The following is a 22,183-nucleotide window of genomic DNA, read 5'->3' as shown; positions in this document are numbered from 1 at the left end:
GCCGAGTCATGGGCCGCGCCGCATTTTCTGGTCTTAGAAGTTGAAGGAGGCCTGCAACATGATGCGACGGACCGCCGTTTGAGAGCTGAAGGGTCCCGTGGCCAGGGTTGTGAATTGGCCGAACCGTGGCGAACTCAAGCTGCTCGTGGGAGTTCCGTAAGGCACCATATTGAAGAGATTGAGAGCCTGGGCTCCAAGAGTAAAGGAGTAGCGTCGTCCGGAGTTAGCCCCACCCATTCCCATGGGACCACCGCCAGAACCGCCACGGCTCCCGCCGCCACTGCCACCTCCACGATTGCCTCGCCGATTCTGCCCGGAGTCTCCGGAGGTCGCAGCCGCACCGGTTCTCTCTCCAAAGCCGAAGACCTTCGCGATACGAAGATTGATCGTGGCGTTCACCGGCCCCGTGCAATAGTCGATCGGAACCGGAGCCAGACTTCCAGTTTGCGTCGCGCTGAAATCCGCAGAGTTTGCGCAATTGCCACGATCGCCATTCACAAAATATGGACGAGCGTTATAGATCGAAGATCCAAATGGATCGAGACCGCTGGTGATGTTATAGGGTGTGCCTGCCTGGGCAATCACAAACGGGCTGGCCGTGATGCCATAACGGAGTTGCATGCTTCCGCCGACCACCGCAAACTGGCGCCGTGCAAAAGTTGCGCGTCCATAGTCTACGCGCGTGTCGGTGTTGCTGGTCGGAAAGAAGGTGGCGCCGGAGGTGTTCGCATCCGCAAAGCTCAAGGCATAAAAGCCGAAGAGATTCACCATACGCACACGCGCATTTCCGTTAACCATCAACTGGTTCTGGCGGTAAACGCCCCCTGATTGAAACTGATAGTTATATGGGGTGCCGGGGGTGGCGGCATCAAAGAAGTTGCGACTCAAATACTCGTGCACTCCACGGGCATTGAGGTAGTTCACCGAGATCGTCCCGGCGCGGCCTAGCTGCTGGTCGATCCCCAGCGCTGCCTGCAGTGTGTATGAGCTGCGAATGCTGTTTCCCATCGTGTAGATCGTCGCCCGGCTCGGCGTTGAGGATCCACAATCCTGCGACGTGAGAGGGCCGCACGAGCTTCCCGGGTTGATGAAAGTCGACCTTACCTGGGCTGAGCCATCCAACTGCAGCGTGTTTACATAGTTATCCAGAGAGAACCGGTCGTAAAAGATTCCGTATCCTCCGCGTACCACCGTAGTGGGAGACTTTCCCTTGCCACGCGGGATGCCCCAGGCAAAGGACACACGTGGAGCCACATCATGCGCACTATTGATGACATTTTGCGCCTCGTAACGGAGACCGAAGCTGATCGTTAGATTCTGCTTCGGCTTCCAGTCGTCCTCCGCATACAGGCCAACATCGGTCAGACGTGCGTGCACCGTGGGCTTGTTGATCTGCGTAATAGCATACTGCCCCGGTGTGCCGCACTGATAGGAAGAGATGCCGGCGTTCGCCTGGTCGCACGGTGTAGTAACGTTTGGCGCGCAGTTGCTCGGTTTCGTGATACTTGGGTTCGAATCCGTGCAGGGATCCAGCAAATAAGAGTACGTAAAGGTACCGTTTGAATTTTGAGTCGAGGTTAAGGATTCTCCCGTCGTACGCAACCTTCCACCCAGTCGCAGAAAGTGCTTCTCAAGTGCGATCGAGGTGTAGTTCTGGACCTCAATATGGTTTGACGTGCTACGCTGCGTTCCCAGGCTCGATCCACCTGCAGTGAAAATACCCTGTACCGACAGTGCAGGATCTGTGCTCAGCGGGTCCTGCGTGGAATACTCTCTCTGATACTCAAATCGTGTCTCGTTGATAACGTGCGAGCTTACGATCTGCGTATCGCTTATCTGCACCGTGTGCTCAGTCGCCTCGCTGTTGTATCCCGCGGTCGGCAGATTCGTGTTTCCGATTCCATTGTTCTGTATGCCATTGACGTAGTACTGATATCGGACCGTCAGAGTGTTTTTATCGCCGAGGGCGAAGTCGACGCGTGGGGAGATATCGCTGCGCGTCTGCGGGTGAGGAACCGCACGGGCTGCCTCCGGATAAGACGAATAGTAGGTACAAGTCCGATCTCCGGGAAGACACGGTGTAGTCGCATCCGCGGAACTGGCGTAATAGCCGCCGGGGTTGACGATCGAGTTGTCCTGGATATTGCGATGCGATCCCCCCACGGTGAACGAGGAGAAGCGATTGATCGGACCGCTGATGCTGCCGATCATGAAGACCGTGTGATAGTCCGGCTGGTTATTGCTCTGACCGAGAAAGGGATTCGACGTGTTGAATGACTTATCTCCGCCCTGAATGCTGTAATTTCCGTGATACTTGTCGGTCCCTGGCTTTGTGAAGACCTCGACCCTTCCATATCCCAGCTTGTCGTACTGCGCCGAGAAAGGATTCTGATTGATGCGAATCTCACGGATGGACGATTTCGGCGGGAGCTGCCCGCCTGTAAACCCATCCACGTAAATCTGGCCCCCGCTGGGGCCTGCCGCTGGCCCGGCAAGCGCCGAAAGCTCCGAGGACAACTCGTCCGGATCGTCCGATAATGCATCCAGATCTTTGCCTTTGATTACCGTCGAGCTGGCATTGCTGTCTGCGTCTACGCTGACCTGCTGGCTTTGCGCAGTAACCTGAACTTCCTGCGATTCGACCTGGAGGGCCATCTTAACATCGAGCACCAGCGATTGCCCTGCCGTAACGCGAACTCCCTGCCGTACAAACGTTGCGAATCCGGTTGTTGTCGCAGTTACCGAGTAAACTCCGGGTGCAACGCCGGTAATCGTATACGCGCCGTCATTGCCCGACTGAACAACGCCTGCCTTTCCCTTCACAGGAGTAAGGGTCACCGTGGTTCCGGGAATCACGGCTCCGTCCGGATCGGTGACAACGCCATGCACCGAGGCTCCCGCAGGCTGCTGCGCTCGACCTTCCAGAGACGCCAAGGCAATCAAAAAAAACAAAAAGAACTTCAGTGTCCTGCTCGATTCCATTCCATCTCCTCAACCGATATGCATGAGAATTGCACTGGACCACGGGGCTTTACTGTGGACCACCTGAGCCTTCCGAAGCCGCTCCGCCGCCGCCCATATTCCAGGGCGAAAGAGTCATCGCTTGTGCTCCGCTCGGCGTCGCCGCCAGAATCGGTTCTACCCCGGACAGCATCGTCACAGCGGTCACTTTATCGCTGCCCGGAGTCGGTTCCGACGCAACAATCATGACGGCATCCCCTACCTTCAGATCAGCCAGGCTGCCCATCGGAAGCCTTGACAGCAACTGAGAGAGATCACCCCCTGCTGAATGGCCGGGACCGCCAGCCCCAGCTTCTCGACCGGGAGTTGCACCGGACGCCTCCCCTGAAGAGGATGAGCCGCCGCCCGCTGCCGGCCTCGCGCCTGCCGCACCGCCACGAGCCCGAGCCGCGAACCGGGCCGCCATCTCCGGTGGCAGCTTCCGGAGGTCGGAGTTCGACGTAACGCTCACCGTCATGGTCTTCTTTGTAGTCAGGTCTTTCAGGGTCAGGGTTCCACCCGATGCATTGATGCTCGCTATCGTTCCTGCCAGGTTTTTGAATGAACCGCTGACGATCTCCTCGGCCTGAATGCTTGAACCATCCTCAGACTTGTTCCCGCGCACACGAAGCTGATCGCCCGGCTGAATCTGGCCCAACGTGCCTGGCATTGCATCCTCGAACTTCACCGAGTCGGCCCCATAGCGCCTGAACTTCGTCGCGGGAGTCGTATCAACCTCAATCTTTTTCGTTCCTGCCGAGATTGTCAGCGTCGATCCGTTCACCGCGCTCACCAGGCCACCGGATCCGCGTCGTTGCCAATCTGCTTTTTCCCCCTCATTCTTTTGCGCGATATCGGTGGACTTCATCAGGATCACCCGCACCGCCGCCAGCGAACCATCGTCCTCGGCCTTGCCCGTTACAAGTATGCGGTCACCAACTGCGATATCGCTCAGTGCAATCGGCTGAGCCGACTTAAGGTCGGTGCTCCCAGGGGCAAGCTGCACGATGCGCGCGCCCTCGGCAACCATGACGCTCACCTGCGCGCCCCCATCCGCTGCCAAGGTAAGAGTATTGCCAGAGATCGCTTTTACGGTTCCGATCTGCCGGGTTGCGGGGGCAGAAGCCTGAGCCCCGGCAAATGCCCAGGGAGTTGCCAGTCCAGCTGGCAACATCAGGGCTGCCGCCATTGAAACCGTACAAACGCCTGTTTTTATGCGCATTGTATCTGCCCATCCCATGGAAATATGCCAACTATCCGGCCGCCAGCCAACCTCGTCGCCGGGGGCTGCCCAATTTACTTAAGGGTCTGTACGTGAAGACGCTTACGATTTCCAAAAGTTTCCGAAGCGAGGCCAGAAACAGGGCAGTATCGCCTAAGCTAACGCCCGCCCATGCCCTGCTGGTCATCCTGGCTAGATTGAGGCCGTCCCCGAAGATCCTCTGCCGAGGGATCTACTTCTTATTCAGAGGAGAGAACGGCGAAGCGGGAGGGGGGCAATAGAACCTTCTGATCCTGCATCCGAACATCATTCTGCGAGCTAAGTACCAGGCGATAACCTTCCGGAACTCCAAGGTCGACTTCTGTATCTCCCAGATTACACACCACTCTTATCTGACCCCGATCCATAGTCAGCCACCGCTTCGCCTCGTCGAATCTCACATCTGTCTGCCCGGGCTCGCCATCGCAAAGCGACCTTGAATCTCGCCGGAAAGCAATGAGCCGCCTGCACCATTCCAGCATCTCGCCGTGAGAGCCTTCCACCACCTCATCCCACCGCAGCTTCGAGCGTTCAAAGGTATCTTTGCTCTCCGGATCCGGCACCTCTTCCGGCAACCAGCCAAAAGCAGCAAACTCCCGCTTCCTTCCCTCCGAAACCGACCGCGCCATCTGTTCGTCTTCGTGATGGGCGAAGTACTGGAAGGGTGTTGACGCAGCAAACTCCTCCCCCTGAAACAGCAGCGGGATGAATGGCGCCGTCAGCACCAGGCCGAGTGCCACCTTTGCCCGTTCCAGCCCAATGAAATGTTCCAGCCGGTCGCCGGTAGCGCGATTTCCCACCTGGTCGTGGTTCTGAATGAATCCGACGAAGTGGTGCATGGACAATCCTTCTACGCGACGCCCGTGAACACGCCTTCGATATCTGGAGTAAATCCCGTTATAGACAAAGACCTGGGTGAGGGCCTTCGCCAGGCGCTCCATGGATCCGAAGTCGCTGTAATATCCCTTCCCCTCTCCTCCGGGGTCCAATACCGTAAACAATGCGTGATGGAAATCGTCGTTCCACTGCGCATTCATCCCATAGCCATTCGCCTCGCGCGTCCTTACCACGCGCGGATCGTTCAGATCGCTCTCTGCTATCAGCACCAGCCGCCGGCCCAGTCGCGTTGAAAGCTCTTCCACCTCAATCGCCAGTTGTTCCAGGAAGTGGATGGCCGAACGGTCTACAAACTCATGCACCGCATCGAGTCGCAGCCCGTCAATGTGATACTCCTCCATCCACATCAGGGCGTTGTCACAGAAGAATCGTCGGACCTCGTCGCTCAGTTCGAACTCAAGGTTCACGGCATCGCCCCATGGCGTGCGGTGATTGTTCGTGAGGTAAGGACCGAACTTTCCCGTATAGTTACCCACTGGACCGAAGTGGTTGTACACAACATCCAGCAACACTGCGAGTCCATGAGCATGACAGGCGTCAACCAATCGTTTCAGTCCATCGGGCCCGCCATAGACTTCGCGAACGGCGAAGAGGGCCACGCCGTCATAACCCCACCCAAAATCGCCGGGAAACTCCGCGACGGGCATGATTTCAACGTGTGTGACGCCAAGCTCAGCCAGATGCGCAAGTCTTCCGATCGCGCCGTCGAACGTGCCTTCCGGCGTAAATGTACCTACGTGCATCTCGTAAAGAATGCCGCTTGCAAGAGGCGGGGCCTGCCACCGTTCGTCGCTCCATACAAATTTTCCGCGATCGTACAAGCGAGAGGCTGCGTGAACTCCATTCGGCGACCACATGGCCCTTGGATCCGGGTAGGGTGTTGGATCCTCGTCCAGTAGAAACGCGTAATCCGTTCCTGGCACGGCCTCTTCAACGGTGGCACTCCACCATCCGCGATCATCCACTGCAGTCATCGCATGATTGCTATCTCCGATGCGCACCGCAACTTTCTCTGCACGAGGTGCCCAGACTCGAAACTCATGCATGGCCGCCCTCCTGCACCAGCAACGCTACCGGGAACTCGCGAAGCAGAGTCTTCACAGAGATTCTTCCACCCTCCATCGAATTTCCTGTCAGCCGATTGATCCATACTCCCTTTGGAAGCGACACGGTCGTATCGCGCCATGCTCCGGCCAGTTTGATCGTCCACCGTGGCGCTACAGTAGCCACAGATTCTCCACGCAGATACGCCACAACATGATCAACTCTTCCCCCTTCGACCGTCAGCGGCGTGTAAGCGGCCTCAGGACCAAACCACTCCGGATGTTCTCTCCTGAGCAGGAGCGCTTTATGTATGACCCACATCTTTGGCATGCCCTCTTCAACTCGCTGCATGACTCGTGCTGCAACATCCTGACCTGCCAGACCGCGCATTTCAGCAAGCAATTGTCTACGCCGTTCGTAATCGACAGTCCTCCTGTTATCAGGGTCCACGAGGCTCAGATCCCACACCTCTGTTCCCTGGTACAGGTCAGGAACACCCGGTGCTGTGTGTTTGATCAGCGTCTGCGCCAATGAATTTACCCATCCTGCGTCCTTCACTCGACTGACAAACTGCTCCAGATCTTTGAGGAAAGGGGGATGCTCCAATGTCTTCGCGATGAACTCCATCAGCGCGTCTTCGAACTCCTTGTTATTGGCGACCCATGATGTCTGAAGCTTCGCCTCGCGCGACGATTTCAACATATAAGCCTGCGCCCGTTCCCTGGTAAGAGGCCACGCGCCGATCAGTGTTTGATAGTAGAGATACTCCGTATTTGCATCAGGCATGGCTCCAGACGCCGATCGCTTCCGGAAACCGGCATTCATGCGCGACCAGCGGTGAATCGCTGCTCCGAACCGTGATGCCATCTCGGTCAACACTGCCAGTCGCGCCCTCACATCGCCGCTGCGCTTGGTATCGTGGGTGGTCAACGCTGTCATGGTCAGAGGATGTGTTCCCTGCATCTTTTCGCAATAGGCATGAAAATCCGCGACACTAAGACCATTGCTGTCAGGATTGCTTCCAACCTCATTCATGCCGGATAGCCGGTTATAGCAATACAGCGCCGTATCTTCTACGCCCTTCGCCATGACAGGGCTGGTGAATTGCTGAAAGCGCAACACGAATTCGCTCTCCTGCCTCCCCGTCACTGCCATCGTCAGCACATCGCGAAGGAAATCGAAGAGCCCTCCATCGATGTCCTGACGCCTCGCCTTGGCGCACTCTGTTGCCTCGGCAATGTGCATCCGATCTTCATCTGTAATCTCGTTCCGAACTGGAACGACATAGGTGCGATAGATGTTCAGGCATGCCGCGACCTCGCGGATCGCTCTTCGCACTTCTGCCTGTGTATAGTCGCGTTGATCCCGATTGGACTCGCATATCTCGACAAACATCGAGGTCAGCCGATTTACATCGCTGCCCAGCGCCTCCTGGGAGACATTGATCTTCTTATCATGCGCGAGAGCTGGATAGTCCGTGAGGATCGCAGCCAGCTCCTTGCCCAGGAACTCCTGGTACACACTGGTCAACTCCGTAAGGCCCTGTGGCCACAGAAGCACCCCACCGACCGCATTCATGAAGTCGTAGCCGGTAGTCCCTTCTATTGGCCAGTTCTCGCGCAGAAACTCACCCGGCTCTAAAATCTTCTCCACAACAATCCAGGCTTCCGGAGCGCGCTTCCGCAACCGCTCCATATACTCAAGGGGATCCCGCAGGCCATCAGGATGGTCCACTCGTACTCCATCCAGAATTTTACGTTCGATCCAGTCGAGCACCAGCGCGTGCGTCTCCTCGAAGACATGCTCGCGTTCCACGCGCAACCCTACCAACGAGTTCACATCGAAAAATCTTCGATACCCAAGTTGCTGTCCCGAGGTCTTCCAATATGCCAGTCGATAGTTCTGCTGGTTCAGGAAATCATCCAGCATATCTTCGTTAGAGTTCAATCCCTCGATGGTCCGGTCGATCCCATCGCAGACGCCCTGTTCCTCTTTGCACAGTCTTTCCAACAGCGTATAGAGAACAACCTTGTCATTATGCAGCGCCAGAACTTTACGTCGATCTTCATAGGGCGGCGAAGGCAGCCGTCCAAAAGATGCAGCCAGAAAGCTTAAGGTCCTTGATCGGGACAGCTCAGCAGCTCTTACCAGAATTATCTGCAGCGATTGAGGAGCAGTAGGCAGTATCTGTCCTTCAGCTTCCACATGAAACTTTCCATCTGCGCGCGCTACACGAATTCCGCCCCGATGCAACACTCTGCCATATTGGTCGGAGAGCATCGGCACCAGAATCTTGTCCCGCAGTCTCTCCTCCACCGGTTGCCAGTCAATGTCGAAGAACGACGCGTAACGACTCGACGCGCCATTCTCCAGCACATCCCACCAATTACGGTTTTCCTTACCAAGCGACATGTGGTTGGGCACAATATCCAGTACCTGGCCCATTCCGACCTCTGCTAATTTCTTGCAAAGTCGCTCGTGACCCTCCTTGCCCCCCAACTCTTCGTTGATCGCCTGGTGCGACACAACATCGTATCCATGCATACTTCCAGGCGCCGCCTGAAGGTAAGGAGAGCAATACATATGGGAGGCTCCAAGCTCCCACAGATACTCTGCGACTGCCGCGGCATCGTCGAAAGTGAATTCTTTGTGGAGTTGAACCCGATAAGTAGAAATAGGTACACGCAGCATGGACAACCCAGTCGACTCAGCTAAAAAATGAAAGTGAAGGTAGGAATGCGATCTTGGCTTCTTTCGTCTTTGTCCTTAGAACCGCAATCCGGGCTCCAAGGTTGTACCTCCTCGTATAACGTTCAAAATCTGCAGCCTGCAACCAGGAAGAGATCCTTCGCATCTCTCTTTTCGGAGAGTCTATTTTCAATTGGTGAAGAAAGCCGGCAGTGCTTCAGACCCCCTTTGGTATAAAGATGCGATTCTTTACAAGCTCCACGTCCGAACCTTACAGGATTCCAATAGGGATGGAATCCGGGACTTCCCGGCTTGATCTCCCGCCTGGACTATCTCCAGAAACTTGGAGTGACCTGAATCTGGCTTTTGCCCTTCTTCCCCTCACCATTGCGCGACGATGGCTGCGACATCGCCAACTACACCGATGTCAATCCCAGCTCAGCTCAGCGATCAATCGTCCCTGCTGCCCTGGACCCGGAATATGATTGCGCTGCGCTCGACCGCGGGATCACAGAAAAACCGTACCCTCTCACCCTCGCCCCGTATACTTTCTTTTGGTTAGAGCTGCAGCCGTCATCAGCTCCTGCTTCTTGATCTTCAAAGTCCTGCCGGGGTTTACCTTCGCCGCTGGCCAGCATCTCACCTCTAAACCGCCTCAAAGGTAGTAGACGACACAAGGACAGCCCGAACGCACGATGGCCTCTACGCCGACCAACACCGCTGCCGCAGTTCCAGACACTGGCCCGCCGGTGAGCTCAAATCTGCTCATCCATCTCAGCACAGTCTCGCCCGATGCTCTGGAACCTGCGTTGTCCAATTTGTCCGCCGCGTTGCCCGGTCAGCCCATCCTGGTTGCGGTACCCGAGAGCGTTAATTCGGGCACGGTCGATTCCTTCGCCAACCTGCGGGTTCTTCCCTATACCCCGGCTGCTCCTTCTCCCGTGAACTGGGTGCTCACCTCTGACGATTACCTCAACACTTACAAGCTCGCGCTGGAACATAACGTCTCGGCCTGTCTTTTACTTGGAGCCGACGCCCACACCCTCACGCCGGAGTCCATCCGCAATCTGGCCGAAACCACCCTCTCCTCACCGGCGGACCTCGTAGTGTCGCACTACCATACCGGTCCACGAGAGGGACTCGCTAATTCGGCAATCCTCTATCCCCTTACCCGTGCGCTCTTCTGCACAAAGCCGCGCTTTCCTCTTGCCATCGATCTCGGCCTGTCGCTACGTATGGCGGAGCGTCTTGCCGCGACAGCTCAGCGATTTACGGCGGCGAACCAGAACGACGCGCTGCTCTGGCCCGTCTCCGAGGCGGCTCTCGCGGGATTCACCGTCTCCGAAGCCAATATTCCTGTACGCACCGCTCCACAGCCAGCGGCCGCCGACCTCAATGCTCTGCTCAACCAGATCCTGGGGTCCTTCTTCGCCGATATTGATGCCAAAGCCGCATTCTGGCAGCGCATGCGATCCGTGATCCCTCCGCGCGACGTCTCCGCTGCACCTCTTCCCTCGGAACAACTCGATGTCACTGCCATGCTCGAGGCCTTTCATCTCGCCTATTCCAACCTGCATGAGATCTGGGCCCTCGTGCTTCCTCCCCAGACTCTTCTCGGACTCAAGCGTCTCTCGGTAATGCCTCAGGACGCCTTCCGCATCGCCGATAGTCTCTGGGCCCGCATCGTCTATGATTTCGTCCTGGCTTATCGATTGCGGACGATCAATCGAGGCCACCTGCTCGGTGCTCTCACCCCGCTTTATCTCGCATGGGTCGCATCGCACCTTATCCTCGTTCAGAGCGGCGTGCCGCCGGAGAGGCATATCGAAGACGTCGCCCAGGCTTTTGAAACCGATAAACCCTATCTCGTATCGCGTTGGCGCTGGCCCGATCGCTTTAATCCTTAACCAGCCATTCGACGCCTACAACACTGTAAGGAGATCCGCTCATGTGGCAACAAGTCGAACTCGCCCTGGGACAATCCGCACACCGGGCGCTGGTTACCCTGGCAAACTTCCTGCCTGGGCTCCTCGCCCTTCTGCTGGCGGTACTTATCCTCACTGCGGTCGGTGCCGGGCTGGCGGCTCTTCTCAAACGCCTGCTCACCGCGGTCCGCTTTGACGAGCGCCTCTCTCGCAGCTCACTCGTCCCGCTCGACTGGGCCCCCTCGCATGGCCCCACTCTTCTTCTCGCCCGTGCCGTCTTCTGGGCGAATGTCATCCTTGGCTTCCTCATCGGCATCTCGGCCTTCGATGCCGCTTACGCCGGAAACTCGCAGATATCCTTCTTCCTGCTCCCTTACCTCACCCATTCTGTGGGAGCCATTATCCTCTTCATCGCCGGAACGCTGCTTGCCCGCTTCCTCGCACGCACCGTCCTCATCGAAGCCGTCAACGCACGTCTTCAGTACGCTCGCTTTCTCTCGGTCGGAGTGAAATGGCTCGTTCTTGTCCTTACCGGAGCCACGGTACTCGATCATCTTGAAATTGGCGGCACGGTCGTCGATCTCGCCTTCGGCATCCTCTTTGGTGGAATTGTCTTTACCCTTTCCCTCGCCATTGGCCTCGGCTCCCGCGATATCGTAAGCCGTTCCCTTGAGAAAAATGTAGATACCGAGATGATGCCCCCGGACCCCGCTTATAAAACTCAGCCCACCAGCGAAACCCTCCGCCACTTCTAGCGCTCGCGGAAAAACCGGTTCAGTCTTCCGCGAGCGCTGATCCGAACTGGGCAGCGTGGATCAGGTAATTCCTCAGTACGCGGGCCCCGATAACAGGGTCCGCTGCGTCGACTGGTAGAAGCCAAAGATCGCCACGCCTATAAACCCTACCAGCGGGACTAGGTATCCCAGCGCCAGGCTGCCGGTCTCCCGTGCAATCAATCCGGAGATCGGCGGAAAGATCGCACCGCCCACAATCGCCATCACCAGCAGCGATCCTCCGAGCTTGGTATTCGATCCCAGCCCCTTCAAGCCCAACGCAAAGATGGTGGGAAACATGATCGATATGAAGAATCCGCTCGCCACAACCGCCCAAGCTCCGGTCATCCCCGGCCTCAAAACCGAGACCAGCATCAACACCGCATTGCAGATGCCATACACTCCCAGCATCAGACTCGGCCTTACATAGCGCATCAGAGGCGTGGAGACGAACCTCCCGATCAACATCGCCACCAGCACTCCCGTCAGGAAGTGCGCCGCCGTTCGTTCGCTCACCACCGTGTATTGCTTCATGTAAGGAATCAGGCTGCTCCACGACGAGATCTGCGCACCGACATTGCAGAAGTTCGCCGCCACCGCAATCCAGATCGTTGGAGTTCGCAGGAGATCACGAAAGCTTCCATGATCCTCACCCTCTCCCTCGTGTTCCGACTCGATCACGGGAAACTTCGTCCTCGAAAGGATGAGTGCGCAGAGCAGCACGACCAGTCCGAATGCAAGATACGTCGGAACCACGCGCATGATCTCGCCATGCAGGTAAGCCTGGTAGGTCCCGGCCGTTTTCATCTGCTCAATCTCAGCCGCATTGGGTTCCACGCCCGAGAAGATGAAGTACGTCCCGATCAAGACCCCTGTGACCGTTCCCGGGGGGTTGAAGGACTGCGAAAAGTTCAGGCGCTGCTCCGAAGTCACCGGATCGCCGAACTGCGCGATGAATGGATTCGCTGCCGTCTCCAGGATCGAAGCTCCACAGCCTACCGTAAAAAGAGCGATCAGAAACATCGCGTACTCACCACGGAGAGCTGCTGGAAGAAACAGCAGCATTCCCAAGCCGAAGATCACCAGCCCTGTCACCATTCCAGCCTTGTAGCCCCACCTGCGCATTAAAAGACCGGCAGGGATTGCCATGCAGAAATAGCCAAAGAAGTTTGCCGTCTGCACCAGTTGTGCGCTGAACTGCGATAGTTCCAACGACTTCTTGAACTGCTGCACCAGGATGTCGGTGAGGTTGTTCGACATTCCCCACAGAAAGAACAAGACCGTCACCAGCACAAACGGCAGCATATGTCCGACAGGAAATACCGGATGCTTTCCTCCTGTAGGTTCTGAATTGCTTCGTGTCGTCGCTGGTGCTGAAATCTGCATTCGGTCTCCGGTCTCAATCTGGAATAACTGCCGCGCGACAAATCCTACATGTTCGCGCCAACCTTAGGCTCTACTGATCCTGTGGCCTGCCTATAACCCATACACCCGTGCAGCGTTGCCTGCAAACACGGCATCAAGCTCCTGGGTGCTGAACCCTGCAAAGTACTCCTCGAGCACTCCAAACCACTGCGCATATCCGCACGCCACCAGGCACACCGGCCAATCCGAACCCACCATCAGACGCTGCGGCCCGAACGCTTCCACCACTACATCCAGATAGGGCCGCAGCCCCTCAAGCGTCCATCCGTTCCAATCCGCCTCCGTCACCATGCCCGACAGCTTGCACGAGACATTCTCCCGTCGCGCCAGGTCACGCATTCGCCCGGCCCATGGCTCCAGCACCCTCCCCCGAATCCGCGGCTTCGCGATGTGGTCCAACACGAAAGCCTGATCGGGGTGGCGATCGACAAACTCTATCGTCTGGGGAAGTTGATGCTCATAGATCAACACCTCGTATACCAGTCCACTCCCCCGCAACATGCCGATACCCCGGTTGAAGTCCTGGCGCAGAAGATAGTTTTCATCCGGTTCCGCCTGCACCACATGCCGCAATCCCTTCAGCTTCGGCCTGCCCTTGAACTCCTCGAGCGTCGTCGAAAACTCCCCACTGGCGATGGGGGCCCAGCCCACCACCCCGCGAATCGCCTCGTTCTGATCGGCCAGTTCCAGCAACCAACGCGTCTCCTCGAGCGTCTGTCTCGCCTGCACCGCGATCGTTCCTTCCACTCCGGCTACGCGCATCTCCACCGTCAGATCCTCCGGAAGAAAGTCCCGTCGTAAAGACAACATCGTCTCATCGATCCATCCGTATTCTTCTCGTGAGTACCGCCAGAGATGGTGATGCGCATCAATTATCGTCACCCAGCCTGCTCCCTTTGATTCCTCACATTAAAACTATATTTCTACCACTGAAAACGTCTAATCTCGCAGATCGTAATTTCGCTTCCAAGGACAATCCGTCCGAAATACCATAATGCGCGTTGAGGGCCCGTACACTGGTCTTCGTTGAGCATCACACGAACTGGAGGAAACTTCATGGCTCCCCGCAAGTCTCTCCCCCGCTTCTCCGCCCAGCTTCGCACTCTGCTTCCCGGAAGCGAGAAACCCGCCGCCGCTCCCGCCGCCGCAGAAACGCCCGCGCCTCCAGGCGCTCGAGTCACCGTCTCTGTCATCGTCCGGCGCAAGGCACCGTTGAAGACTGCGCACTCCACGGGCAAACAGAGGCTCACCCGCGCCCAGTTCCGTGCCAGTCATGGACCCGATCCTGCCGCGGTGCGCCTCGTACGTGGCTTCGCCAAAGAATACGGACTCACCGTGCAGCCCGGAACTCCGGCGCCGGGACGCAGAACCATGAAACTTACCGGCACCGTCGCCAGCCTGCAGCGGGCCTTCGGAGTCTCCCTGATGCACAAGGATCTCGGAGGCACCTCCTGCCGGGTTCGCGAAGGCGGAATCCATCTCCCCGAGGAACTCATCGGCTCCGTCGTCGCTGTCCTCGGCCTCGACAATCGCCCCCAGGCCCAACCCCACTTCCGCATCGCCGGCGAAACCGGATCCACGGCCGCACGCACTGCGCAGGGTAGCGGGTTCGCGCGACCCCACGCCAGCGCAAATGTCTCCTATACGCCCGTCCAGATCGGCCAGCTCTACGGATTTCCCTCCACTGCGACCGCCAAAGACCAGACGATCGCGCTCATCGAGCTGGGCGGCGGCTTCCGTCAGGCCGACATCACCGCCTACTTCAAATCGCTGGGCCAGAAGGCCCCCAAGGTCGTAGCCGTCTCCGTCTCCGGAGGCAAGAACTCCCCCGGCAGTGCCAACGGCGCCGACGGCGAAGTCATGCTCGACATCGAAGTCGCCGCGGCCGTCGCGCCCGGTTCTCGCATCGTCGTCTATTTCGCCCCAAACACGGATCAGGGCTTTGTCGACGCCATCGCCAGCGCCGTTCACGACACCACCTATAAGCCCAGCGTCATCTCCATCTCCTGGGGAGCCGCTGAAGCCAACTGGACCGCACAGGCGATGAATGCTCTCGACGCCGCCTGCCAGTCCGCAGCGGCCTTGGGAATCACCATTACGGTCGCATCGGGCGACAACGGCTCCTCCGATGGGGTCAGCGATAACAAGAACCACGTTGACTTCCCTGCCTCCAGTCCACACGTGCTCGCCTGCGGTGGAACCAATCTCGAAAGCTCCAATGGATCTATTACCAGCGAAACTGTCTGGAACGACCAGAATGGCGGAGCCACCGGCGGTGGTGTCAGCAACGTCTTCGCGATTCCATCCTGGCAAACCAATGCTGACGTTCCTAAACCTACCGCGTCACCAGGGGGACGCGGCGTTCCGGATGTCGCCGGCAATGCCGATCCCGCGACCGGTTACGCCATTCGCGTCGATGGCCAGACCATGGTCATAGGCGGAACCAGTGCCGTCGCCCCGCTGTGGGCCGGTCTCCTCGCCCTGGCCAACCAGCAGAACGGTAAATCTGCCGGATTCATCAACCCCATCATCTACGCTGCCAAAGCCAAGCCTGCCTTCCGCGATATCACCCAGGGCAACAACGGTGCCTTCAAGGCCAACTCAGGCTGGGACGCCTGCACCGGACTCGGCTCGCCCATCGCGCCTCAACTCATCGCCGTCGTGAACCCCTCAGCGAGCTCCACCAGGAAGCCAACAAAGGGCAAGACAAAGAAGACCACCGCAAAGAGATCTTCAAAATCCACACACGCGATAGTCGGTAAGAAGCTCCCAGGGAAGCTCAAGCCCCCCACCCTGACGCTCAAACCGCGGCAAGAATACCTCCAGTGAACGCCCATAGGATTCAGCGAAGGAAACTTTCTCTTTCCATGAAGATTGGCCGTCGTCCCGTTTTCGGCACCGGAAAGCTGTTCTGTGCGCTTGCATGCCTGACCTTGATTGCGGCAACGGTGAGAGCGCAAGGTCAAGCTCTTCCCTCATCGACACCCCCGCCGACCGGCCAGCTCATCGACGTGGGCGGTTACCGAGTTCACGTCAACTGCATCGGCCAGGGCAACCCTGCTGTGATGATTGCAGGTGCGGCCTTCTCCTTCGACTGGTCCCTCGTTCAAACCGAGGTCGCAAAGTTCGCTCGTGTCTGCACCTTCGACCCATCCGGAACAACCTGGAGCGACCCCTATCCTCTCGCCGGTAAAGCACTCAGCTGCGACAACAGGGTCGAAGAGCTCCACAATCTAATCACTCGGACGCTCCTCGACCGCCCCTATGTCCTGGTCGGATTCTCCACTGGAGCGCTCTGGACGCGCCTTTACGCCGCCGAATACCCGAACAACATCCAGGGCATGGTCATCGTCGATCATGCCTTCCTCGGCAGCTCAGATGGGCCTCATCCAAAAACCTCGCTCCCACAATCTGGCCACACCCCGCCCGTTCTGATCTCCAAGGCTCCCATCGTAACCGGCTTTGAGGACGATCCCAACTTCAGCCGGCTCTCAAAGCAGGATCAGGAACTTCATCGATGGGCGATGTCACAACATCCTCTGCGTCCGGGCGAGCCGATGGTGGTGGATTGCACCAAACGCATCGATCGCCTCACCGGCCAACAAACCCATCCACTGGGAGAGATGCCCCTGATCATCATCAGCACGCCCAACGCTGGCTTGGGTTACGAAGATCTACAAAATAAGCTGCTGTCACTATCTCGCAATAGCAAGCAGCTCGTCGCGCAGGACAGTTTCCACGCAGTCCTGATCGACCGACCGGACATCATCATCCGTGCAATCCGCGATGTAGTCGAGCAGGCGCATCAGTCAGATACGAAGTCCAGGACACCCTGAATCTCACGCGCAGCGCGGACTCAAAGCTGCTTATCCATACAACTCTCGTGCACGAGCAAGATCCTCGAGCGTATCTACATCCAGCTCGCCGTCTACAAGCTCCACCACACGAGCATCCTTCAGCAGCTCCCGCGCCCCCGCATCCCCATGCAGCTCGAGCAACTGGCCGAACATCTCCCGAGGAAAGTAAGCCGGAACGCCACGTCTTCCTGAATAAGAAGAAGCGGTGGTCTCACCTGTTCTCGTCAGCTTCCGCAGATGCTCCGGCGATACCGCGGGCATATCGCAGGTCATAACCACAACCCCGTCTCTATCCGTGCCTAACGCGCTAACACCCACGCGCAGCGAACTCCCCATCCCCTCCTCCCATCGCTCGTTATTAACGATCACCGCACTCTGGAAGGAGCAGGTCTTCCTCACGAGATCAGCCGAAGCGCCCAGAACGACCATCACAGGCTCGCATCCTGCCTCAAGGCACACTCGAACTGCGCGCTCGACCAGCGTCTCTTCCCCTAAACGGACAAGTTGTTTCGGTCTCCCAAGCCGGCGCGAAGATCCCGCCGCCAGCACAACAGCCCCTATGCTCACGATGCAATGTCCACAGCACACTGTCGCTGCAGGTACCGCGAGACTCTGCCTTCGCTTACGTATCGTGATACGTCTTCTGCGGTCAGCCGCCGCGAAGATCCCATCTTGCCCATGCACATCGCGTGCGCCTCCGCCATCACCGCCAGCGCAATTGCCTCCGGACCGTCGCCTCCGAGATCCAGACCAATCGGGGCCCAGATCCTCTGGCAGCATTCCTCCACCGAGAGTCCCGCAATCTCCGCGGCTTCACTCACCAGCAGCGAACTCCTGTGCCGAGCCCCCAGCAGTCCCAGATATCTCGGCGCCACCGGCAGCAGCTCGGCTAACAACGCGCGATCCTGCTCGTAGCTATGCGTCATAATCACGACCGCATCTTCGGCGCGAATTCCCAGATCGCGCAGCCCGCCTCCACCCAGCACAACAACTCTGTCAGCTCCCGAAAATCGCTCCGAACGGGCCAGTTGCGCCCGTCCATCCGCTACCGTTACATTCCACCCCATCATCGTGGCCATCGTAACCAGCGGACGCGCATCATCCCCCGCCCCCAAGACAAACAGCCTCTGCGGAGCAAGCAGCTTCTCTACGAATCTGCCCTCGTAGGCCTCTCCCGGAACCAAATCACGCGCACATCCGAGCTTCTTCTCCGACAAGTCCCTGCTCGCGAAGATCACTTCGCCATCGGTACCGAGCACCACGCGACGAAGCAACCTCCCCTCACCCGGAAGCCACGTCACCACCGTCGCCTGCTCTCCGGAAAAAGAGCGCTCCATCGCCGCCAGCAGAGCCTCGCACTCCGGCGTCTCTACCGGCTCCAGCAGCAGATCCACCACACCGCCGCATCCCAGTCCAAAAGGAATTTCGTCCGTGTCGTCGAAGATCGTCGAATAGCGCTCCAATACCGCGCCCTCGCGTACCTTCCAGCTCGCCTTACGAGTAACCTCTCCCTCAAGGCACCCACCGCTGATCGTTCCCGCGTACTCTCCCGACTCGCCCAGTAGCAATCTCGCCCCGGGCTGCCGATAGCTCGAGCCTTCCACCCGAACCAGTGTTGCCAGTACCCGGGTTCCGCCGCGCCGCCAAAGTCCAACGATCTGCTGCCGCTCCGTCATACAACAAGCCTAATCCTAAGAGACTGCAATCTGCCAGCGGCGGTGCCTCAGCTCTTCTCCGAAAAGGTATGAATGCCGCACTCGAGCTTCTTCCCACCCCAGCGGCCACTGCGTGCATCCGCACCCGCCTCGGGAATTGCCGTGCAGGGCTCGCAGCCAATGCTCGTATACCCACGCGAGTACAGATCAAGCTGTGGGATTCCCTCCCGCTCCGCATACGCCGTCACCCGGGCCCAGTCCCAGTCGGCGAGGACGCTCACTTTTTTCAGGTGCTTGCCCGTCGGCGTCTTGTGATCCTCCACCTTCTTCAGACCCGCGCGCGTCGGCGACTGCTCTCTTCGCAATCCCGTAAACCACCAATCGTAAGGCTCCAGCGACCGCATCAGAGGCTCCACCTTACGAGCCTGGCAGCAGGCCGTCGGCTGTACGATGTGCAGCTTCCCAAACTGCCCCTCAAACTCCTTCACGGTCGTGGCCGGCATAGCGTTCACCAGCTTCAGCCCCCACTCCGCCGCCATGCGATCGCGATATGCGATTACCTCCGCGAAGTGGTATCCGGTCTCGAGAAAGATCACGGGAACCTCTGGTAGATGCCGCCGCACCATGTGCAACGCAACCATGTCTTCCGTCTGGAAACTCGAAGTCAGGCACACCGAACCCTTCGCCGCGGCCTCGGCGATCTGCGCCACCAGTTCCTCAGCAGCCAACGCTTCATACTCTGCCGTCGCTTCGATCACGCTCATACCTGCACTCCCGCTAATCGCAGAATCTCGTCTTCGTCCAATCCCTCGCCAACAACGACCGCGCCCTCGGCGAACTTCTCGGTAGCACGCACTACGTTGCCAAGCGCTTCGGCAGAAAGCTCGCGTGCCGTGATCGAAGTCACTCCGGCTATCTCGAGCGCCCGTACGACGGCAACCAACGCATCATCCGGAATCAGAACATCGTCAATCACGACAGCCCGTTGACCGCGAGCTTCCATCGCGTCGCGCACACGCTCTGCCTGCTCCGGCCGCCCCGCCACCAGCACCAAAGCCGCCCGCGAATCCTGCTCGCCCTCGCTCTCCGCCGCACCCACAATCATCGCCGCGCCTACGGTCGCGTTCGTCAACCCATCGATCAGGATCATCGAGCCCGTCGTCCTGCTCTCCGCATACGCGTCGAAGAACAAGGGAAGATTCGTCTCCAGCTCCACCTCGGCGATCTCATTCATTGCCAGGTGATCGGCCTCCGCGTGCACCAGCGAACCCACATCCACGCGATATCGAATTGCCTTCACGGTCGCTCGCACCGTCCGTGTCGTGTGCTTGGCAACATAGGTCCGCCCCACCACCAGCGGTTCCTCATGCATCCAAACCACCATCGCACGCAACCGCCGCGTAATCTGCGGCAGACTCTGCTGACCGTCCGTCCCGGCGGCAACCAGCATCTCGCCGCGGCTAAGGTCAATCTCGTCTTCCAGCTCCACCGTCACGCTCTGAGGATAGGCTACCGCGGGGAGATCTCCATCCCAGGTGACAATTCGACGCACCGCTGTCTCCCGTCGTGAAGGCAGTGCCATCACACGATCTCCGGCGCGCAGCACACCACGAGCCACCTGCCCCGCAAAGCCGCGAAAGTTCGCATCCGGTCGTTGAACGAGTTGCACGGGGAACCGCAGCGGTCCGTCGTTGTCTCCAACGGCAAGCGGAACCGTCTCCAGAAACTCCAGCAGCGTCGGCCCGTCATACCACCGCATCGCCGTGCTTGGAGCCACCACGTTATCGCCCTCAAGCGCACTCACCGGAATTACCGTTACGCTCTTCAGACCCAGTTGCGATGCAAACTCCACAAACTCTGCTCGGATCGCGTTAAACGTCTCTTCCGCGTATCCCACCAGGTCCATCTTGTTCACGGCTGCAACCACATGCGGGATGCCCAGAAGCGATGCGATATAGGTATGTCTACGCGACTGCGGAAGCAGCTTGCCCTCGCGCAGATAGGCCTTCGCATCGATCAGCACCACCGCCACATCTGCGGTCGAGGCGCCCGTAGCCATGTTGCGCGTGTACTGCTCGTGTCCCGGCGTGTCGGCGATAATGAACTTCCGTCGCGACGTCGAAAAGTACCGGTAAGCCACGTCGATCGTGATGCCCTGCTCGCGCTCCGCCTTCAACCCGTCCGTCAGCAACGAAAGATCCACATGACCGTTCGCTGCCCGATTCACGCGGCTCTTCTTCACCGCTGCAAGCTGGTCTTCGTAAACACTCTTGGTGTCGTGGAGCAGCCGGCCGATCAGCGTGCTTTTGCCGTCGTCCACACTTCCCGCAGTCGTAAATCGCAGCATCTCCTGCCCCAGATGCGCCTCAAGAAACTCTTCAAATCCAGCCGTCGTAATCGCACTCATCAGAAGTAGCCCTCCCGCTTCTTCACTTCCATCGACCCTTCTTCGTCGTGGTCGATCGCGCGATTCTCGCGCTCACTTCTCCTGAAGGTCAGCAGCTCTTCAATAATCTTCGGCAGTGTGTCCGCTTCGCTCCGCATAGCGCCCGTGCATGGCAGGCAGCCCAGCGAGCGCATTCGGACCTTCTCGTTTCGCACCTCTTCGCCCGGTAGCAGCTTCATTCCATCGCGGTACAGAGTCATCTGCCCGCCTCGCACAATCAGCGGTCTTTCCTGGGCAAAGTACAGCGGCACAATCGGAATCTTCTCGGCATACAGGTAGAGCCAGATATCCAGCTCGGTCCAGTTCGACAGCGGAAACACCCTTATGCTCTCGCCCTTCCGCAATCGCGAGTTGTACATACTCCAAAGCTCTGGCCGCTGATTCTTCGGATCCCACTGTCCTGCCGCATCGCGGAAGCTGTACACCCGCTCCTTTGCGCGGCTCTTCTCTTCGTCGCGCCTCGCACCGCCAAACGCTGCATCGAACCCGCCCTCTGCCAGCGCATCCAGCAGGCTCCGCGTCTTCAACAGACCGCAGCAGTTCTGCGTTCCCAGCGTGTAAGGATTCGCCCCCGCCGCAATCGCCTCCTCGTTCCTGTGAACGATCAGCTCTGCCCCGATCTCCTTCGCATAAGCATCACGAAAGGCAATCATCTCGGGAAACTTATAGCTCGTATCCACATGCAGCAACGGAAACGGAATCTTGCCCGGATAGAAAGCCTTCTGCGCCAGCCGCAGCATCACGCTCGAATCCTTGCCGATCGAGTACAGCATCACCGGCCGAGCAAACTCCGCCACCGCCTCGCGTAAAATTGCGATGCTCTCGGCTTCGAGCGCCTGCAGGTGATTCAGCTTCGCTGGCAGAAGAGCGGTGTCCGGGTCAAGAGCAATGGTCTGGGTCATAAAGGGAGATCACCTTTCGAATCGCTCCAGAGGAAGAGCACCTGGGAATTCGATCTTGAAAATCAAGGACGTCGATCAATCTGGTCGACAGCAGTTCGTTGTAGGAGGAGAGTGACGGCGGTTGTGTCTACCGACAACAGCGCGCGCACGGACACGGGAGCATCCGGCAACAACAACAGGCGCGCTGAACAGACTTAACCATCCTCATCAGTATAGAAGCCTCACCGACCCCCCGCAACCTACCCAGAAAGTCTGGTAGACTAAATCAGTCGGAAACAGCGCTCCAGCAGGAGAGTCCACGGCGATCCCG

Annotated in this window: 15 protein-coding genes; 4 read left to right on the top strand and 11 right to left on the bottom strand. The window is 58.3% G+C overall.

Features of this window, described 5'->3' with window-relative positions:
- Positions 1-33: 33 nt before the first annotated feature.
- The 4 genes from BDD14_RS20485 to treY form a co-directional block, all read right to left on the bottom strand.
- On the bottom strand, positions 34-2,982 hold the full coding sequence (locus BDD14_RS20485) for a TonB-dependent receptor (RefSeq protein WP_130420738.1): 2,949 nt from the start codon (positions 2,980-2,982) through the stop codon (positions 34-36).
- 49 nt (positions 2,983-3,031) lie between these two features.
- Positions 3,032-4,189 (bottom strand): DUF5666 domain-containing protein, encoded by a 1,158-nt coding sequence (locus BDD14_RS20480; protein ID WP_242618089.1) that lies wholly within the window; start codon positions 4,187-4,189, stop codon positions 3,032-3,034.
- Between the two features lie 272 nt (positions 4,190-4,461).
- The gene (gene treZ, locus BDD14_RS20475) at positions 4,462-6,204 is read right to left on the bottom strand and encodes a malto-oligosyltrehalose trehalohydrolase (RefSeq protein WP_130420736.1); all 1,743 of its coding nucleotides are present in this window, start codon (positions 6,202-6,204) and stop codon (positions 4,462-4,464) included.
- Positions 6,197-8,893 (bottom strand): malto-oligosyltrehalose synthase, encoded by a 2,697-nt coding sequence (gene treY, locus BDD14_RS20470; RefSeq protein WP_130420734.1) that lies wholly within the window; start codon positions 8,891-8,893, stop codon positions 6,197-6,199. Before treY ends, treZ begins: the two co-directional genes overlap by 8 nt.
- 692 nt (positions 8,894-9,585) lie before the next feature.
- Between treY and BDD14_RS20460 the strand changes: the two genes are divergently transcribed.
- Together BDD14_RS20460 and BDD14_RS20455 are read left to right on the top strand one after the other, a co-directional pair.
- Entirely contained in the window at positions 9,586-10,797 is a 1,212-nt protein-coding gene (locus tag BDD14_RS20460) for a hypothetical protein (protein WP_130420732.1), read from the top strand.
- A 41-nt stretch (positions 10,798-10,838) separates the two neighbouring features.
- Entirely contained in the window at positions 10,839-11,570 is a 732-nt protein-coding gene (locus tag BDD14_RS20455; RefSeq protein ID WP_130420730.1) for a mechanosensitive ion channel family protein, read from the top strand.
- Between the two features lie 72 nt (positions 11,571-11,642).
- Here BDD14_RS20455 and fucP read toward each other — a convergent pair whose 3' ends face one another.
- Positions 11,643-12,974 carry an L-fucose:H+ symporter permease gene (gene fucP, locus BDD14_RS20450; RefSeq protein ID WP_242618088.1) on the bottom strand — a complete coding sequence of 444 codons (1,332 nt, stop codon included), beginning with the start codon at positions 12,972-12,974 and terminating at the stop codon, positions 11,643-11,645.
- Between the two features lie 90 nt (positions 12,975-13,064).
- Positions 13,065-13,895 carry an amidohydrolase family protein gene (locus BDD14_RS20445; RefSeq protein ID WP_130420728.1) on the bottom strand — a complete coding sequence of 277 codons (831 nt, stop codon included), beginning with the start codon at positions 13,893-13,895 and terminating at the stop codon, positions 13,065-13,067.
- A gap of 174 nt (positions 13,896-14,069) precedes the next feature.
- Between BDD14_RS20445 and BDD14_RS20440 the strand changes: the two genes are divergently transcribed.
- Positions 14,070-15,842 carry a S53 family peptidase gene (locus tag BDD14_RS20440; RefSeq protein ID WP_130420726.1) on the top strand — a complete coding sequence of 591 codons (1,773 nt, stop codon included), beginning with the start codon at positions 14,070-14,072 and terminating at the stop codon, positions 15,840-15,842.
- A 38-nt stretch (positions 15,843-15,880) separates the two neighbouring features.
- Positions 15,881-16,849, top strand: coding sequence for an alpha/beta fold hydrolase (locus BDD14_RS20435; RefSeq protein WP_130420724.1), 969 nt, complete (start codon positions 15,881-15,883; stop codon positions 16,847-16,849).
- Between the two features lie 30 nt (positions 16,850-16,879).
- Here the strand turns inward: BDD14_RS20435 and BDD14_RS20430 are convergent, their stop codons facing one another.
- The 5 genes from BDD14_RS20430 to cysD are packed head-to-tail and all read right to left on the bottom strand — an operon-like array spanning position 16,880 to position 21,873.
- Positions 16,880-17,437, bottom strand: a complete 558-nt coding sequence (locus BDD14_RS20430) for a nucleotidyltransferase family protein (RefSeq protein ID WP_165420178.1) — start codon at positions 17,435-17,437, stop codon at positions 16,880-16,882.
- Positions 17,434-18,546 carry an XdhC family protein gene (locus BDD14_RS20425; protein ID WP_130420720.1) on the bottom strand — a complete coding sequence of 371 codons (1,113 nt, stop codon included), beginning with the start codon at positions 18,544-18,546 and terminating at the stop codon, positions 17,434-17,436. The genes BDD14_RS20430 and BDD14_RS20425 overlap by 4 nt, the downstream gene beginning before the upstream one ends.
- Positions 18,547-18,593: 47 nt before the next feature.
- Positions 18,594-19,289: a phosphoadenylyl-sulfate reductase gene (locus BDD14_RS20420; RefSeq protein WP_130420718.1), complete on the bottom strand. Its 696-nt coding sequence runs from the start codon at positions 19,287-19,289 to the stop codon at positions 18,594-18,596.
- Positions 19,286-20,932: a sulfate adenylyltransferase subunit CysN gene (gene cysN, locus BDD14_RS20415; protein WP_130420716.1), complete on the bottom strand. Its 1,647-nt coding sequence runs from the start codon at positions 20,930-20,932 to the stop codon at positions 19,286-19,288. The genes BDD14_RS20420 and cysN overlap by 4 nt, the downstream gene beginning before the upstream one ends.
- On the bottom strand, positions 20,932-21,873 hold the full coding sequence (gene cysD, locus BDD14_RS20410) for a sulfate adenylyltransferase subunit CysD (protein WP_130420714.1): 942 nt from the start codon (positions 21,871-21,873) through the stop codon (positions 20,932-20,934). The genes cysN and cysD overlap by 1 nt, the downstream gene beginning before the upstream one ends.
- Positions 21,874-22,183 lie beyond the last annotated feature (310 nt).

It is taken from the genome of Edaphobacter modestus (assembly GCF_004217555.1).
Taxonomy (GTDB): Bacteria; Acidobacteriota; Terriglobia; order Terriglobales; family Acidobacteriaceae; genus Edaphobacter; species Edaphobacter modestus.
The sequence above is the reverse complement of the archived record's forward strand: the minus strand, read 5'-3'. Positions and strand labels throughout refer to the sequence as shown.

Excerpts from the sequence above, each read along its gene's own strand:
- BDD14_RS20425 (WP_130420720.1), bottom strand. The coding sequence starts at position 18,546 with ATGACGGAGCGGCAGCAGATCGTTGGACTTTGGCGGCGCGGCGGAACC.
- treZ (WP_130420736.1), bottom strand. The coding sequence starts at position 6,204 with ATGCATGAGTTTCGAGTCTGGGCACCTCGTGCAGAGAAAGTTGCGGTG.
- fucP (WP_242618088.1), bottom strand. The coding sequence starts at position 12,974 with ATGCAGATTTCAGCACCAGCGACGACACGAAGCAATTCAGAACCTACA.
- BDD14_RS20485 (WP_130420738.1), bottom strand. The coding sequence starts at position 2,982 with ATGGAATCGAGCAGGACACTGAAGTTCTTTTTGTTTTTTTTGATTGCC.
- cysN (WP_130420716.1), bottom strand. The coding sequence starts at position 20,932 with ATGAGTGCGATTACGACGGCTGGATTTGAAGAGTTTCTTGAGGCGCAT.
- BDD14_RS20435 (WP_130420724.1), top strand. The coding sequence starts at position 15,881 with ATGAAGATTGGCCGTCGTCCCGTTTTCGGCACCGGAAAGCTGTTCTGT.
- BDD14_RS20420 (WP_130420718.1), bottom strand. The coding sequence starts at position 19,289 with ATGAGCGTGATCGAAGCGACGGCAGAGTATGAAGCGTTGGCTGCTGAG.
- BDD14_RS20455 (WP_130420730.1), top strand. The coding sequence starts at position 10,839 with ATGTGGCAACAAGTCGAACTCGCCCTGGGACAATCCGCACACCGGGCG.
- BDD14_RS20440 (WP_130420726.1), top strand. The coding sequence starts at position 14,070 with ATGGCTCCCCGCAAGTCTCTCCCCCGCTTCTCCGCCCAGCTTCGCACT.
- cysD (WP_130420714.1), bottom strand. The coding sequence starts at position 21,873 with ATGACCCAGACCATTGCTCTTGACCCGGACACCGCTCTTCTGCCAGCG.
- BDD14_RS20460 (WP_130420732.1), top strand. The coding sequence starts at position 9,586 with ATGGCCTCTACGCCGACCAACACCGCTGCCGCAGTTCCAGACACTGGC.
- treY (WP_130420734.1), bottom strand. The coding sequence starts at position 8,893 with ATGCTGCGTGTACCTATTTCTACTTATCGGGTTCAACTCCACAAAGAA.
- BDD14_RS20480 (WP_242618089.1), bottom strand. The coding sequence starts at position 4,189 with ATGGCGGCAGCCCTGATGTTGCCAGCTGGACTGGCAACTCCCTGGGCA.